Annotated in this window: 15 protein-coding genes; 10 read left to right on the forward strand and 5 right to left on the reverse strand. The window is 61.1% G+C overall.

From position 1 onward, the window contains the following. Positions 1-15 precede the first annotated feature (15 nt). From AC13RM_RS20855 to AC13RM_RS20865, 3 genes are all read left to right on the forward strand, one after another. Positions 16-990 (forward strand): quinone oxidoreductase family protein, encoded by a 975-nt coding sequence (locus AC13RM_RS20855; RefSeq protein ID WP_488555477.1) that lies wholly within the window; start codon positions 16-18, stop codon positions 988-990. A 266-nt stretch (positions 991-1,256) separates the two neighbouring features. Continuing rightward, entirely contained in the window at positions 1,257-2,438 is a 1,182-nt protein-coding gene (locus AC13RM_RS20860) for an MFS transporter (protein WP_488555478.1), read from the forward strand. 118 nt (positions 2,439-2,556) lie between these two features. After that, the gene (locus tag AC13RM_RS20865) at positions 2,557-3,618 is read left to right on the forward strand and encodes a M14 family zinc carboxypeptidase (RefSeq protein WP_488555479.1); all 1,062 of its coding nucleotides are present in this window, start codon (positions 2,557-2,559) and stop codon (positions 3,616-3,618) included. Positions 3,619-3,624: 6 nt separating this feature from the next. Here AC13RM_RS20865 and AC13RM_RS20870 read toward each other — a convergent pair whose 3' ends face one another. After that, positions 3,625-3,777, reverse strand: a complete 153-nt coding sequence (locus tag AC13RM_RS20870) for a hypothetical protein (RefSeq protein WP_488555480.1) — start codon at positions 3,775-3,777, stop codon at positions 3,625-3,627. A 131-nt stretch (positions 3,778-3,908) separates the two neighbouring features. Then, the gene (locus tag AC13RM_RS20875; RefSeq protein ID WP_149632782.1) at positions 3,909-4,430 is read right to left on the reverse strand and encodes a MarR family winged helix-turn-helix transcriptional regulator; all 522 of its coding nucleotides are present in this window, start codon (positions 4,428-4,430) and stop codon (positions 3,909-3,911) included. A 154-nt stretch (positions 4,431-4,584) separates the two neighbouring features. Here AC13RM_RS20875 and AC13RM_RS20880 point away from each other — a divergent pair, with 154 nt between their 5' ends. The 4 genes from AC13RM_RS20880 (at position 4,585) to AC13RM_RS20895 (ending at position 7,082) form a co-directional block, all read left to right on the forward strand. Next, a complete protein-coding gene (locus AC13RM_RS20880; protein ID WP_374820866.1) occupies positions 4,585-4,938 on the forward strand; it encodes an ArsC family reductase in 354 nt (117 codons plus the stop codon). A 68-nt stretch (positions 4,939-5,006) separates the two neighbouring features. Next, positions 5,007-5,234: a toxin-antitoxin system HicB family antitoxin gene (locus AC13RM_RS20885; RefSeq protein WP_488555481.1), complete on the forward strand. Its 228-nt coding sequence runs from the start codon at positions 5,007-5,009 to the stop codon at positions 5,232-5,234. 27 nt (positions 5,235-5,261) lie between these two features. Next, a complete protein-coding gene (ybaK, locus tag AC13RM_RS20890) occupies positions 5,262-5,735 on the forward strand; it encodes a Cys-tRNA(Pro) deacylase (RefSeq protein ID WP_285177061.1) in 474 nt (157 codons plus the stop codon). Between the two features lie 93 nt (positions 5,736-5,828). Then, the gene (locus AC13RM_RS20895) at positions 5,829-7,082 is read left to right on the forward strand and encodes an aminopeptidase (RefSeq protein WP_488555482.1); all 1,254 of its coding nucleotides are present in this window, start codon (positions 5,829-5,831) and stop codon (positions 7,080-7,082) included. A 73-nt stretch (positions 7,083-7,155) separates the two neighbouring features. Here AC13RM_RS20895 and AC13RM_RS20900 read toward each other — a convergent pair whose 3' ends face one another. Together AC13RM_RS20900 and xseA are read right to left on the reverse strand one after the other, a co-directional pair. Then, positions 7,156-7,746, reverse strand: a complete 591-nt coding sequence (locus AC13RM_RS20900; protein ID WP_488555483.1) for an NAD(P)H-dependent oxidoreductase — start codon at positions 7,744-7,746, stop codon at positions 7,156-7,158. After that, on the reverse strand, positions 7,746-9,362 hold the full coding sequence (xseA, locus tag AC13RM_RS20905; protein ID WP_488555484.1) for an exodeoxyribonuclease VII large subunit: 1,617 nt from the start codon (positions 9,360-9,362) through the stop codon (positions 7,746-7,748). The genes AC13RM_RS20900 and xseA overlap by 1 nt, the downstream gene beginning before the upstream one ends. 237 nt (positions 9,363-9,599) lie before the next feature. Here xseA and AC13RM_RS20910 point away from each other — a divergent pair, with 237 nt between their 5' ends. Then, on the forward strand, positions 9,600-9,827 hold the full coding sequence (locus AC13RM_RS20910; RefSeq protein ID WP_069611044.1) for a homogentisate export protein: 228 nt from the start codon (positions 9,600-9,602) through the stop codon (positions 9,825-9,827). 53 nt (positions 9,828-9,880) lie between these two features. On the opposite strand, the gene AC13RM_RS20915 is transcribed toward AC13RM_RS20910, so the two are convergent. Then, complete coding sequence (locus AC13RM_RS20915; protein ID WP_488555485.1) at positions 9,881-11,719, reverse strand: hypothetical protein; 1,839 nt, start codon at positions 11,717-11,719, stop codon at positions 9,881-9,883. Positions 11,720-11,956: 237 nt separating this feature from the next. Between AC13RM_RS20915 and AC13RM_RS20920 the strand changes: the two genes are divergently transcribed. Next, positions 11,957-12,970, forward strand: a complete 1,014-nt coding sequence (locus tag AC13RM_RS20920; protein WP_374820888.1) for a glycosyltransferase — start codon at positions 11,957-11,959, stop codon at positions 12,968-12,970. Beyond that, a complete protein-coding gene (locus AC13RM_RS20925) occupies positions 12,967-13,353 on the forward strand; it encodes a GtrA family protein (RefSeq protein WP_113233720.1) in 387 nt (128 codons plus the stop codon). Before AC13RM_RS20920 ends, AC13RM_RS20925 begins: the two co-directional genes overlap by 4 nt. Positions 13,354-13,372 lie beyond the last annotated feature (19 nt).

Here is a 13,372-nt window from a genome sequence, read left to right on the forward strand (position 1 = left end):
GAAAGGAGATTTTCCATGCCCCTAGCAATCGCCATTACCAGCCCCGGCGGCCCCGAAGCCCTGAAAGCCGTCGATCTGCCCGCTATCGAACCCGGCCCCGGCCAGGCACGAATCCGCCAAAGCGTCTCCGGCGTCAACTTCGTCGACATCTATGTCCGTTCCGGGCTTTACCCGCTGCAACCCGGTCACAATGTGCTCGGTTTCGAGGGCGCAGGCATTATCGAAGCGCTTGGCGCCGATGTCGGCGAGTTGAAGGTGGGCGACCGCGTTGCCTATATCGGCCATCCAATCGGCAGCTATGCCGAGGTGCGCACGTTGCCTGCCAGCCGCCTGGTGAAATTACCCGATGGTGTTAGCGAGCGGGTTGCCGGCAGCACGATGCTGCGCGGACTGACGGCGCAGATGGTGCTGCAAAAGACCTATCCCGTGAAGGCGGACGAGTGGGTGCTGGTGCATGCGGGCGCCGGCGGGCTCGGCCAGCTCGTCACACGCCTTGCTAAGACGATCGGCGCGAACGTCATAGCTACCGTGGGATCCGAAGCCAAGGTCGACATCGCCCATGAAGCGGGTGCGGACGCAGTTCTCCTGCATACATCCGCGAATTGGGTCGAGGAAACGCGCCGCATTGCCGATGGCTATGGCGTGCATCTCGCCGTCGACGGGATCGGCGGGACCATGTTGTCGCAGACGCTTGCTGCGGTGCGCCCCTTCGGCATGGTCGCCAGCCTCGGACAGGTCGCCGGACCCATTCCGCCGATCAAGATAGAAGAGCTGACCGCGCCCCGTGTGATCGGCTTGTCGCGCCCGAGCGTATTGGCTTACGCCAACGATCCCGAACTCTACCACCAAGGCGCCATGGCGCTGATGGCGGCGCTCCAGGCCGGGCTCGTCAACTCGATCGGCGCGGAATACGAGTTGAAGGATGCCGCCAGAGCCCATGCAGACCTCGAAGCGGGACGAACGACGGCCAGCGTCATACTGACGATGTGATGCCTTTTGCCCATTCTCCCTTCGGGGAGAATGGGGTGCGGCAAAGGCACACCCCACGGACGATCCCCACGCACAATCAATTCATCCCGTCAATGGCTTTTGCTGCAAGGCAGCAATTCGTTGACCTTGCCTGCTTTCCCCGATAGCCATACCCTATGGCGACGCACGGCTGTCAGGCCTTCGCCGTCACTGCTATCCGATACGAATCCCGCTCCTTCGTGGCAAACAGCATGGACACCGCTGCCGGTGCCCGCAGGCGATATCCCGTGAACACTGCTTCCCAGACCATCCGGTCCGCTTCGACCCTGTCTCTCATCTCGATCGTCGCGCTGACATTCTTCGGCTACCTTGCCATCGGATTGCCGCTTGCGGTTCTGCCGACCTATGTCGACAGCAGCCTCGGCTTCGGCGTCGTATGGGCCGGCATCGCCGTCAGCGCGCAATATGTGGCGACCATCGTCAGCCGCGCCCATGTCGGCCGGCTCTGCGATCAATACGGGCCACGCCGTTCGGTCTTCCTGGGCTTCCTGGCCTATGGTCTGTCGGGCGCACTCACCATCGCTTCCACTTTTGCGATCCAAGTCCCGGCAGCGAGCCTTGCTCTTCTGCTTGCGGGCCGACTGGCGCTCGGCATCGGCGAGAGCTGGGTGAGTACGGCGGCGATCACCTGGGCGATCGGCCTGATGGGGTCACGTGAAACCGTCCGCATCATCTCCTGGAACGGCATCGCCACCTACGGCGGCATTGCCCTCGCCGCCCCCTTCGGCGCATGGCTGCAGGGGCAATATGGCTTCTTCGCCATCGGCGTCGTCACCATCATCCTTGCGGTTGCCGGCTTCATGCTAGCGCAAACGCGGCCGCCGGTTCCGGGCGTCAAGGAAAAGGGCATCGGCACGGGCCAGGTGCTGAGCCGCGTTGCACCATACGGCATCGCGCTCGCGCTTGCCTCCAGCGGCTTCGGCGTTGTCATGGCCTTCGTCGCGCTATTCTTCCATAGCCGCGGCTGGGAAGGCGCATCCTTTGCGCTCAGCGCTTTCGGCCTTGCTTTCATGGGTGTGCGACTGGGTCTTGCGCAGGCAGTCGCACGCTTCGGCGGCCTGCCGCTGGTGCGCATTTCGCTCGTTATCGAGATCATCGGCCTGGCGGCGCTTGCCTTTGCGCCATCTCCCACCGTTGCCATCATCGGCGCGGCGCTGGCCGGCGCCGGTTTCGCGCCGGTTTTCCCGGCGCTTGGCAACGAAGCCATGGAGCGCATCCCGCCGCAGAACCGCGGTGTCGCGCTCGGGCTCTATTCGATCTTTCTCGACGTGTCGCTTGGGAGCACCGGCCCGATCGCCGGCCTCTTTGCCGATCATTTCGGCTATGCCGCCCCCTTCTCCTTCGGCGTCGGTGCGGTGCTGCTCAGCTTGATCCTGAGCTTCTGCCTGCGCAGGAATAGCGGCCGCTGAAAGCTGTTTTGGCGCCGTTTGTCCCCGGTTCTGATTTTCGCATGTGGCGACAAACGGTTGCAGGCTGCCGTTAAGGCTTGATATGGGTCTCTGATTATCATCAGCAGGAGGCCCGCCCATGAACATCACCGAAATCGTCATCGAAGGCGACACTCCGGGGATCGCCTGGCGGCTGCCCGTCCTGCATTTTTCCGGCAACGGTGCCGACGCGCCGAAGATCTACATCCAGGCTGCATTGCATGCGGGCGAACTGCCGGGCACGGCGCTCGTGCATTTCCTTTGCGAGCGGCTTCGGAAAGCGGAAACCGATGGGTCCATTCTGAGCGATATCATCGTCGTGCCGCATGCCAATCCGATCGGCGCGGCGCAATCGCATTTCGGTGAGATGCAGGGCCGTTTCGACCTGGGCTCGCGCACCAATTTCAACCGCGACTTTCCACTGATCTCGCTGCGCGACCGCGATCTCCTGATCGAAAATCTGGAACGCTATTCCGCGGTCGACCGGCTGAAGCGCCAGCTGATCCATATGGCGCTCGGTGCCGATCTGGTGATCGACCTCCATTGCGATGACGAATCCCTGCAATATGCCTATATCGACGAGGCATTCTGGCCCGAAGCCGCCGATCTTGCCGCGGCACTCAAGATGGACGCCGTGCTGCTGTCGGATGGCGAAAGCTCGGCCTTCGAGGAGGCCGTCAGCTTCGCCTGGAAATACGAAGTGCCGGGGGAAAAGAAGGCAAGGCTGCCGGGCAAGCTTTCAGTCACGGTGGAATTGCGCGGCACCCGCGATGTCTATCCCGAGATGGCAAAGAACGATGCCGAAGGGCTCTGGCGCTTCCTGGCCGCACGCGGCGCGGTACAGGACGACAGCGTCGCGCCCGGCACCTTTAGCGGACCGGCCGTGCCGCTCGACAATGTCGAGATGATCCGTGCGCCGCAGGCGGGCACAGTGCTCTTCCATCGCAATATCGGCGAACGGGTGGAGGAAGGCGATCTGCTGGCGACCATCATCACCGCCCCGGGCATGCCGGACGGCGCCATCGATATCCGCGCGCCGCAGGCAGGTCTGATCGTCACCCGCGTATCGGACCGGCTGGTGCGCCGGCGCGGCGATCTGATGAAGATCGGTTCGGACAGAGCAAGCTCCGTTGCCCGCAAGCCGGGAACACTTGAGGATTGATTTCCTCTAGCGGCGATCGATCACCTTGCAGCGCATGGTGAAGGCGATCGCTGCTGATTCCCTGAGAAGAATGCCGAAACGGCCAATGCGATATGGCGCGCTTGCAAGAGCAGCACGACAGATACCCATTAGCCGGGCAAGAATTGAACGATTTTCCATCACGATCATGCCTCCGATCGAATTGATGCAGGCAATGTTCAGATCATCGAAGGCAGCAACTATCGTCCTTCGAAATATATGTATGCAGTGTGCATATATATGATGAAGATGTCAAGACCTCTATCCCGGGCCTATGTCATGAAGGCAATCGGGCAGCGATCCTGGTCGCAGGCGCCCTGATCGCAAACGCGGCAGACCACGTCTTGGTCATCGCCGAGATCGACCAAGGCCGGTAGCAGCTTTTCGACCAAGTGGCCAAACTGTCCCCTCTCCTCTGGGCCTAACACGTCAAAAGCCCGATGGATGACGGCCCGGCGGGCGGAGAGGCTTCTGTCAAAGAGGAGGCGGCCGTTCTCCGTCAATTGCAGTGCGCGGGCACGCTTGTCACCCTCGACGCCGCCGGCACGCAGCACGAGACCGGACGCCACCAGCTGATCGACCAGGCGCACCGTGGCGGAATGGGAAAGCGCGATCATTCGGCGTAGGGTCTCGATCGTCAGCCCCGGTTCGGTCCCGATTTGAACGATTGCGGCCGTCGCGCTTGGACCAAGGCCGGTTTCATCGACAAAGGCCTTTTCCATCTTGTCCACCAGAGCAAGACTCATGGCGCCAAAGAGGTTTTCCAGCCGCAATATTTCCTTGTCCGTCGCCATGCTCCAACCCGCGTCATAAATATGCATGCTGCATATTTATGCGATTATTGCTGGCAACTGCAACGGGCGAGAGAACCGCTTCCCCATTCGAGCGGCTTTCATCCGCCTTTATTCGCATGCTATGCGCTATCCGACAGCAAAAGACGGATTCGCCATGACGATTACGATTTACGGCATCAAGAACTGCGACACGATGAAGAAGGCCCGCACCTGGCTCGAAAGCCATGGCATTGCCTATGATTTCCACGACTACAAGGCCGTCGGCATCGATCGGGATCATCTGGAGCGCTGGACGACGGAAGCCGGCTGGGAAGTCGTCCTCAACCGCGCCGGCACCACCTTCAAGGCGCTGCCGGAAGCGGATCGCACCGATCTTTCGAAGGACAAGGCCATTCAGCTGATGATGGCGCAGCCCTCGATGATCAAGCGCCCGATGCTGGAGGCTGACGGCAAATTGCTGATCGGCTTCAAGCCGGATATTTATGCGGCTGCATTCGGCAAAGCATAATCGCCCCTCGTTTCCGCAGCTGGAAATTCATACAGCAGGTGAGTTCCTTATTCGGAGGAAGCTTTGACATGAGCACGCTGACAATTCGCCTTCCAAACGATCAGCACGAACGGCTAAAGGCCCTTGCCGCCTCTCGCGGGACAAGTCTCAATAAGCATTTCGAAGAACTGACTACAAAGGCGCTCACGGAATTCGATGCCGAGACGCGGTTTCGGCTCAGGGCAGCCAAGGGCGACAGAACGCGCGGTTTGGACATTCTCGAAAAGCTCGATCGCGCTCATTCCCGACGCACTTAAAGCCGCACGACCGGAAATATTATCCTCATGTCGAAAACCACCCGCGCCACGCAAGTGCTGACCCAGGCGAAGGTCGCCTTCACCGTGCATGCCTATGATTACGATCCGAATGCGGAGCGTGTCGGCCTGCAGGCCGCAGAGGCCTTGGGCGAAGAGCCCCATCGCGTGCTGAAGACGCTGATGGCGGAGGTGGATGGCAAGCCGGTCTGTGCCGTCGTGCCCTCTGATCACGAAGTCAGCATGAAGAAGCTCGCCGCGGCTTTCGGCGGCAAATCTGCTGCCATGATGAAGCCTGCCGATGCCGAGCGCCTGACGGGCTATCATGTCGGCGGCATCAGCCCCTTCGGCCAGAAAAAGATCGTTCCGACGGCGATCGAGGCGCAGGCGATGACCGAGGCTTATGTCTATATCAATGGCGGCCAGCGTGGGCTGCAAGTGCGCCTTAGCCCTCAGGATGCCTTGGCTGCTCTCAAAGCCAAAGCTGCGCCGCTGATTGCCTGACGATCTGCAAGATCGGACAAAGCGCCTTCAATTTCGCCGCAAACCGGTCTAAGTCTTCAGACCATCTTCGATATCAGCCAAGCAGGTTTTGTCATGACGTCAGCCATCCCCAACCATCATCCCGTCGATCACGCCAAGCTGGAGAAGCTCGCGGAAGTAGCCGTAAGGGTCGGGTTGCAGCTGCAGGCAGGCCAGGATCTGCTGATGACAGCGCCGGTCGCAGCGATGCCCCTGGTTCGGCTGATCACGCGCGAAGCCTACAAGGCCGGCGCCGGCCTCGTCTCGACCTTCTATTCCGACGAAGAGACGACGCTCGCCCGCTACGAATACGGCCAGGATGCGAGCTTCGACCGAGCCGCGACATGGCTCTACGAAGGCATGGCCAAGGCCTTCTCGAACAACACGGCGCGCCTCGCCATTGCCGGCGACAATCCGATGCTGCTGTCCAACCAAGACCCCAACAAGGTCGCGCGCGCCAACCGCGCCAATTCTGCCGCCTACAAGCCGGCGCTCGAAAAGATCTCTAATTTCGACACCAACTGGAACATCGTCTCCTACCCGAACCCCTCCTGGGCAAAACTCGTCTTCCCGAACGACCCGGAGGCAATCGCGGTTGCCAAGCTCGCCAAGGCGATCTTCTCGGCTTCGCGCGTCGATGTCGAAGATCCGATCGCGGCCTGGGCCGAGCACAATGCCAATCTGCATAAGCGCTCGGCCTGGATGCACGGCCAGCGTTTTTCCGCCCTGCATTTCCAGGGGCCGGGCACGGACCTAACCGTGGGCTTGGCAGACGGCCACGAATGGCATGGCGGCGCTTCCACCGCCAAGAACGGCATCACCTGCAACCCGAACATTCCGACGGAAGAGGTCTTCACCACGCCGCATGCGCTGCGCGTCGAAGGCCATGTTTCCTCCACCAAGCCGCTGTCGCATCAGGGCACCCTCATCGACAATATCCAGGTACGCTTCGAAGGCGGCCGGATCATCGAGGCCAAGGCAACGCGCGGCGAGGAAGTGCTGAACAAGGTGCTCGACACCGACGAAGGCGCCCGCCGGCTCGGCGAAGTGGCGCTGGTGCCGCATTCCTCGCCGATATCGGCAAGCGGTATCCTGTTCTACAACACGCTCTTCGACGAAAATGCCTCCTGCCACATCGCGCTCGGCCAGTGCTATTCCAAGTGCTTCATCGATGGCGCCACGCTCAGCCAGGAACAGATCAAGGCGCAGGGCGGCAATTCCAGCCTGATCCATATCGACTGGATGATCGGCTCCGACAAGGTCGATATCGACGGTATCAATGCCGATGGCTCGCGCGTGCCGGTTATGCGCAAGGGCGAGTGGGCATAACCAAGTTCAGATATTCGAATGCGATCATGCCGCGGTATCTCTGCCGCGGCATATTTTTTCGGAAATCGTGAGATCAAATCGTCGACAGCGCTCGCCTGACGCGTTCGAGATGCGCCTTGCGTCCGGCTTCGGTCACACGGTCCATGTCGTGGAGCGCCAGCATGCGAAAATTCAGCCGCTTGGCGCAGAAGGCGGCGATGCCGCGCTTCAATAGGCGCCGCACCGGATTGCCCATGTAGAGATGCACGATCCACCAAGGCGAGCCGGTCGTCGTCAGCGCCCAGAACAGGCGGATATTGGTGAGCTTCGGCACGATACGCCCGCCGGCGGCATCGTGGGTGAAGGCGACACCAGGCGCAAAGGCGCGATCGAAGAAGCCCTTGAGGATCGCCGGAAAATTGAACCACCATTGCGGAAAGACGAGGATCAGTCCCTCTGCCTGACGCAGCCGTGCGACGATGACGTCGACGCCGGAGGTATCGTAGGGCTGGTCGAAATAGCCGCGCCGCTCGGCTTCGGACAGACGCGGATCGAAGCCCTCGCGATAGAGGTCAAGCAGATCGACCTCATGGCCACCGGCGACGAGCGTCTCGTGAGCGAGCGTGGCCACCGCGGCGGCAAAACTGTCGGCCAGCGGATGGGCCAGCACCAGCAGGATGCGCATCAGAAGAGGCTTCCCTGCTTCGGTGGAGCGGCAGGCTCTGCCGGTTTGGTGACACGCTTCTTGGAAAGGGCAGTGCCTGACGGCGGAGGGGATGAAGACGGTGGGGAGGCATCATCGCCGGTCATGGCCCCGATGCGGCCGTCCGCAAACTCGATCGAGATCGCGGCACCCGTCGAAAGGGCTGCCGCCAGCGAAACCGGGCGGTCATCCTCGTCGCGCACAACGGCATAGCCGCGTTTCAGAACATTCTTGTAGGAGAGCGACTGCAGAATGCGCTCCTGCGCCGTAAGCTCGCTGCGGGCGCGGGTCAGCTGATGGCGGATGGCGGTATCGGCGTGGCGGACGAGATTGCCGAGGCGGTCGCGCGCCCTCCCTGTCTGCGCCTCCAGGCGCGATGGCAGCGTTGCGAAGACGGCATCAGCCCGTTCGATGCGGGCGCGGGACCGGTCGAGCATGCGCTCGATGGTCCGCTCGGCGCGGGTCATCCGTTCGCCCAATTGCTGGCGGCGCTCGGCGATCCGGTTCGACAGGATATCCGGCCGCAGCTGCGACGCCGTGCGCTCGAAGGAGCGTCGCTTGTTCAGCGTGTTCAGCTCCAATCCACGGCCAAGGCCGGCGGCGGCTTCATCGAAGCGGCGACGCGGCAGAGCCAGGATCTGGTCGAGCGAAGGCAGCGCGCGCAGCAGCGCCCGAACAGCTTGTCGGCGTTGATCCATCTGCCTGCTTACCCCGCCCTGCAGCCGGGCAGCGAGGCTTGCAAGCTGCGCTTCCAGCTCAGCCTTCACCGGCACGGCCATTTCCGCCGCACCCGTTGGCGTCGGAGCGCGCACGTCGGCGGCGTAGTCGATCAAGGTCCAATCGGTCTCGTGGCCGACGGCCGAGATCAGAGGGATATCGCTGGCGGCAGCGGCGCGGACGACAGCCTCATCGTTGAAACTCCAGAGATCCTCGAGACTGCCGCCGCCGCGCGCGACAATCAGGACGTCCGGGCGCGGGATCGGGCCGCCAGGCGCAAATTCGTTGAAGCCGCGTATGGCGTTCGCCACCTCGTCGCCGGAGCCCTCCCCCTGCACCTTCACCGGCCAGACGAGGACGTGCACGGGGAAACGATCGGAGATGCGATGCAGGATATCTCGTATGACGGCGCCGGTCGGTGAAGTGACCACGCCGATCACCTTGGGCATGAAGGGCAGCCTGCGCTTGCGCTCGGGATCGAAAAGTCCTTCGGCGCCGAGTTTGCGCTTGCGCTCTTCCAGCAATGCCATCAAGGCGCCCGCCCCGGCAGGCTCCAGTGTCTCGATGACGATCTGGTATTTCGACGAGCCCGGGAAGGTCGTCACCTTGCCTGTTGCAATGACTTCCATTCCCTCTTCAGGGCGAAATTTCAGCTTGGAAAATGTGCCTTTCCAGATCACCGCGTCGATGCGCGCGCGATCATCCTTCAGCGAGAAATAGGCATGACCCGAGGAATGCGGTCCGCGATAGCCGGAGATTTCCCCGCGCACGCGCACCTGGTCGAATGCATTCTCGACCGTGCGCTTGATCGATCCGGACAGTTCCGAGACGGAGTATTCCGTCAGGTTCGAAGGCGAATCATTCTCAAAAAAGCTGCTCATGTCCTCCTTCTACCCGATGTCGCGGCAAATGCGGAGCCTGCTGCATACCGCTTAAGTCTGAATCGATCGAAAGACAGGATTGTGTGCATAGTTGAGGTGCTTCCGCCTCCTTGCATGTCTCACAAAGGTCGCGGAGCCTATTGCTTCATCAAGCGTTAACCCTGCTGACAAAGGCTTTCTTAGCCATCCGTGCGTAAACCTGTGCAAACTGATTCTTGGTAAAGAGGACATGGAGCGATGATATTCGCGACCGCCACGATCATCGGAATAGCCGCCGGCCTGCAGCGCTCGACGATCGGCGCGCTGCTCGGCGTGGCACTCGTGAGCATCGCTTTCATGGCCGCCGTCGCCACATCGATCGTTCCGCCGCCGCTGACGACGCTGTTCATCGCGCTTGGCGGCTATAATCTCGGTTTCATTGGCTATCTCGTCACCATCGACATGGTGGAACATCGCCGCGCCTAAAAGCAACGTCAGGAGCGGCTCAAAGAATCCAGGAGGAGCTGAAGCGCTCCAACTCAATTCTGTGGCTTGAACCGAAAGAACTGCACATCCGATGTCGTCGACGCTGCAATGGGCTCCAGATAAACGGGTACACGCCCGGCGCTGAGCTGCGCATAAAATCCTTTGGGCGCCCGCTCACTCATGATTTCCACCTGCGGATCATCCTTGCAGAAGGCGACAATCGTCACCTTTGCCTCCCGCAGAAGCGCCTCTGCCCGTTGCGGGTCCGCAAGGCCGATATGCAGCTCGGCCAGCATCCCCTCGGGATCGCGATGATAGGGACCGGAAAGGGTGCGGTGCGGCGTGAAGCGCAAAATCGGCGCGCCCATGTTTGAGGTGGCCGCGACGACCGCAGGCTCAAGCGTCGCAATCGGCGCCAAGGCCTCCCTGGAGGCGCAATTGGCAGTCTCCTCCGCTTTGGCCGGGGTCGCGACGGTAAATCCGTTGACGATCCCCTTGCTTGCAAGCGCACCGCCCACAGCCCAAACAGGCGGAACGGAAGCCAATATTGTCACTGCATAAAGCAGAACGGAACGAAGGTTTCTGGTATCGGCCATATAGTCCTTGCGCAGCTCGGCGATCGCCAATGCCAATGGCGGTATGGCCAAAAGGTTGGCAAATTCTGCGCCGCGCACCTGCACCAGCGTAATCATCCAATTGATCGCAATCAGAACCATCAGCATCGCATGGAGGCTGGCGCGATTGCCCCGCAGGATACGAACCGCGCAGATGAGCATCGCCAGGAGGCCTGTCGCATAGAAGGCGCCAAGCGTATCGGGCTGCCTGTGAGCGACGGAAAAGATCGATTGTGCCTCGGTCACTCTGCTGAGCCACAGATCAACCAGCAAGGGGTCCAAATCGGCAAGCGGATTGCGCAGGCATTGCGGCGCAAGTGCTGCAGTCGTCGCAAACACGAATGCACCGTTGACCGCGAGAATTGCAATGCGCCAGGGCCGGGAGAGACGGCTGGCAAAGACAGACGACAGGAGAAGCCCGACGCAGCCGGCGCTGGTGATGCCATAAAAGCCCAGCGAAAGATTGTCGCACGTGACCATGGAATAGAAGCGCGGCGGCACCAGCGAAAAGAAGGCAGCGCTGACGGCAACCGTCAGCGTCAGGGCAAAGACTTTCGCGGCAGGTGCGAAGACTTCGCCTTTCCAGGCCCACAAACAGGCAACCGACATGCAGGCGACGGCAACAAAGGGCGTCGTCTCCGCCCCGATACCGAGCTGGATGGCAAGCGCAACGGCGGCGATCGCAAAGCTGCGAGGCCTGTAGGTTTCGTCGACCAACATGGCGACGGCAAGGGCGACGAGGCCAAGCTGAACATTGTCGTGATCAATGGATCCCGGCACGAAACGCGGCGAAAGCAGCACGAAGAACGCTGTCAGGATCAATGAAAAATGCATGCCTTGCGGACCGGCAATGCGGCGGCCTGCAAGGCCCATGAAGACCATCAGCGGCAGGATAAGCATCAGCGGCCAGACGGTCAGTGCCGCCGCCTCGGCGCCTTCGGGTGAAAAGAACATCCGGAAGAAGAGGATGAGGCTTGCGATGGGCAGATCGATGAAGCGCGACCAATGCATGAGTGTGCCGCCTTCGAGGCCGAGACGATACTGCATCATGTCGAACCAGCCCTGGCCGGCGAGAAAATCGCGCACTTCGACGAGACGCATGGCGTCGTCGTTGTCCGGCCCGACATAGTCTGCGAGGTTGCGATGAATGATGAGCTGCGCGACGATGACGACGACGGCATAGACGAACGCAACGAGGGCAGGATGAGACCAGCGTAGCGGCGCTTTCTTCTCTGCCATTCCGGCTGCCTCGGTCGGCAATGCCAGCGTCTGCGCCATCTCGATAGACCTCATGTTGGAAGGATAGTCGGTGATACGCTAACGGCTGCCGATCAAAAAAAAGTAAAGCCGATGCCTTCAGTCGCTTTCATCACGAGAATGTTTTTCGCAACGCCGGCATCCCGCCTTTTTTATTAGGCAGCCATAGGGTCTTATTAACAGCCAACGGGATAAGCTCTCGTCCGGATCGTCAATCGGGCCTCAACTTGACTTCACGCGCAGCAACCGGCCAAGACCATGTGGAATGAGAAGCTGAACATCGCCGTCCTCCTGCCCTGCTACAATGAAGCCGCAACGATCGGCGAGGTCGTGCGAGGTTTCCGCAAGGCGCTGCCGCAGGCCGCGATCTATGTCTACGACAATAATTCGACCGACGGCACCGCGCTGCATGCCATGCTTGCCGGCGCGACCGTCGTGCGCGAGCGTCGGCAAGGCAAGGGACATGTGGTGCGCCGCATGTTCGCCGATATCGAAGCCGACATCTACCTGATGGCCGATGGCGACGGCACCTACGCTTCCGAAGACGGAGAAGAGCTAATCCGCACGTTGCTGACGGAAGGATCCGACATGGTGGTCGGCACCCGCCGCAACGTTCGCAACGATGCAGGCCGGCAAGGCCATGCCTTCGGCAATCGCATCTTCAATTGGCTCTATCGCACCATCTTCGGCGCCGATTTCACCGATATATTTTCCGGCTATCGTTGCTTCTCGCGCCGCTTCGTCAAGAGCTTCCCTGCCGTGTCGGGCGGTTTCGAGATCGAGACGGAAATGTCGGTGCATGCCTCCAGGCTGAAGCTGCCCGTCAGCGAGCTGGAACTTGATTACGGACGGCGGCCGGAAGGCTCGCATTCGAAGCTTTCCACCTTCCGCGACGGTGGCAAGATCCTCTGGATGTTCGCCATGCTGATGAAGGAAACCCGGCCTTTCGCCTTCTTCGGCATCCTGAGCGCCGTTGCCATGGAGCTCAGCATTGGTTTCTCCATTCCGGTCTTCATCGAGTATTTCGAAACCGGGCTGGTAACTCGCATGCCGACCTGGGTGCTTTCCGTAGCGTTGACGATGATCGCCTTCATGCTATTCACGGCCGGTATCATCCTCGATTCCGTGGCGCGCGCCCGCGCCGAACAGTTGCGCATCCACTATATGAGCTTGGCCAAGCCGTCGTCGCGCGAGGTCGGCGATGACCGTAAGGTTTACATGGCTGCGGTTGATAAGCCGACAAGCCGGAAGAAAAGGGCAAAGGCTGCATGAAGAAGCTCTTTCGCTTCCTGATCGCTGGCGGTGTCGGCTTCGTGGTCGATGCCGGCGTGCTGCATCTCCTGCTCTGGTTCACGCCTTTCGGCCCCTTCGTCGGCCGCGCCATCTCGATCCCGAGCGCGCTGCTTGCCACGTGGATACTCAACCGCAACTTCACCTTCGGCCGATCCAACCGCTCGCTTGCGGCGGAGGGCTTTCGCTACGGTTCGGTCGGCTTGACCTCGGCCGTGCTGAACTATGCCCTCTTCAGCTCGCTGCTGATGACCGAACCGTCATTGCGGCCGATCATCGCGCTGACGCTTGCATCGGCGGCGGCGACTGCGTTCAGCTTCTTCGGCTATTCGCGCTTCGTCTTCCGCCACCGGCAAAATCCCTGAAGCAATCCAGGAAAAGCGT

It is taken from the genome of Martinezella sp. CNPSo 3732, assembly GCF_057784515.1.

Excerpts from the sequence above, each read along its gene's own strand:
- AC13RM_RS20875 (WP_149632782.1), bottom strand. The coding sequence starts at position 4,430 with ATGGCGACGGACAAGGAAATATTGCGGCTGGAAAACCTCTTTGGCGCC.
- AC13RM_RS20870 (WP_488555480.1), bottom strand. The coding sequence starts at position 3,777 with ATGGAAAATCGTTCAATTCTTGCCCGGCTAATGGGTATCTGTCGTGCT.
- xseA (WP_488555484.1), bottom strand. The coding sequence starts at position 9,362 with ATGAGCAGCTTTTTTGAGAATGATTCGCCTTCGAACCTGACGGAATAC.
- AC13RM_RS20880 (WP_374820866.1), top strand. The coding sequence starts at position 4,585 with ATGACGATTACGATTTACGGCATCAAGAACTGCGACACGATGAAGAAG.
- AC13RM_RS20865 (WP_488555479.1), top strand. The coding sequence starts at position 2,557 with ATGAACATCACCGAAATCGTCATCGAAGGCGACACTCCGGGGATCGCC.
- ybaK (WP_285177061.1), top strand. The coding sequence starts at position 5,262 with ATGTCGAAAACCACCCGCGCCACGCAAGTGCTGACCCAGGCGAAGGTC.
- AC13RM_RS20855 (WP_488555477.1), top strand. The coding sequence starts at position 16 with ATGCCCCTAGCAATCGCCATTACCAGCCCCGGCGGCCCCGAAGCCCTG.
- AC13RM_RS20900 (WP_488555483.1), bottom strand. The coding sequence starts at position 7,746 with ATGCGCATCCTGCTGGTGCTGGCCCATCCGCTGGCCGACAGTTTTGCC.
- AC13RM_RS20925 (WP_113233720.1), top strand. The coding sequence starts at position 12,967 with ATGAAGAAGCTCTTTCGCTTCCTGATCGCTGGCGGTGTCGGCTTCGTG.
- AC13RM_RS20915 (WP_488555485.1), bottom strand. The coding sequence starts at position 11,719 with ATGGCGCAGACGCTGGCATTGCCGACCGAGGCAGCCGGAATGGCAGAG.
- AC13RM_RS20885 (WP_488555481.1), top strand. The coding sequence starts at position 5,007 with ATGAGCACGCTGACAATTCGCCTTCCAAACGATCAGCACGAACGGCTA.
- AC13RM_RS20895 (WP_488555482.1), top strand. The coding sequence starts at position 5,829 with ATGACGTCAGCCATCCCCAACCATCATCCCGTCGATCACGCCAAGCTG.
- AC13RM_RS20920 (WP_374820888.1), top strand. The coding sequence starts at position 11,957 with ATGTGGAATGAGAAGCTGAACATCGCCGTCCTCCTGCCCTGCTACAAT.
- AC13RM_RS20910 (WP_069611044.1), top strand. The coding sequence starts at position 9,600 with ATGATATTCGCGACCGCCACGATCATCGGAATAGCCGCCGGCCTGCAG.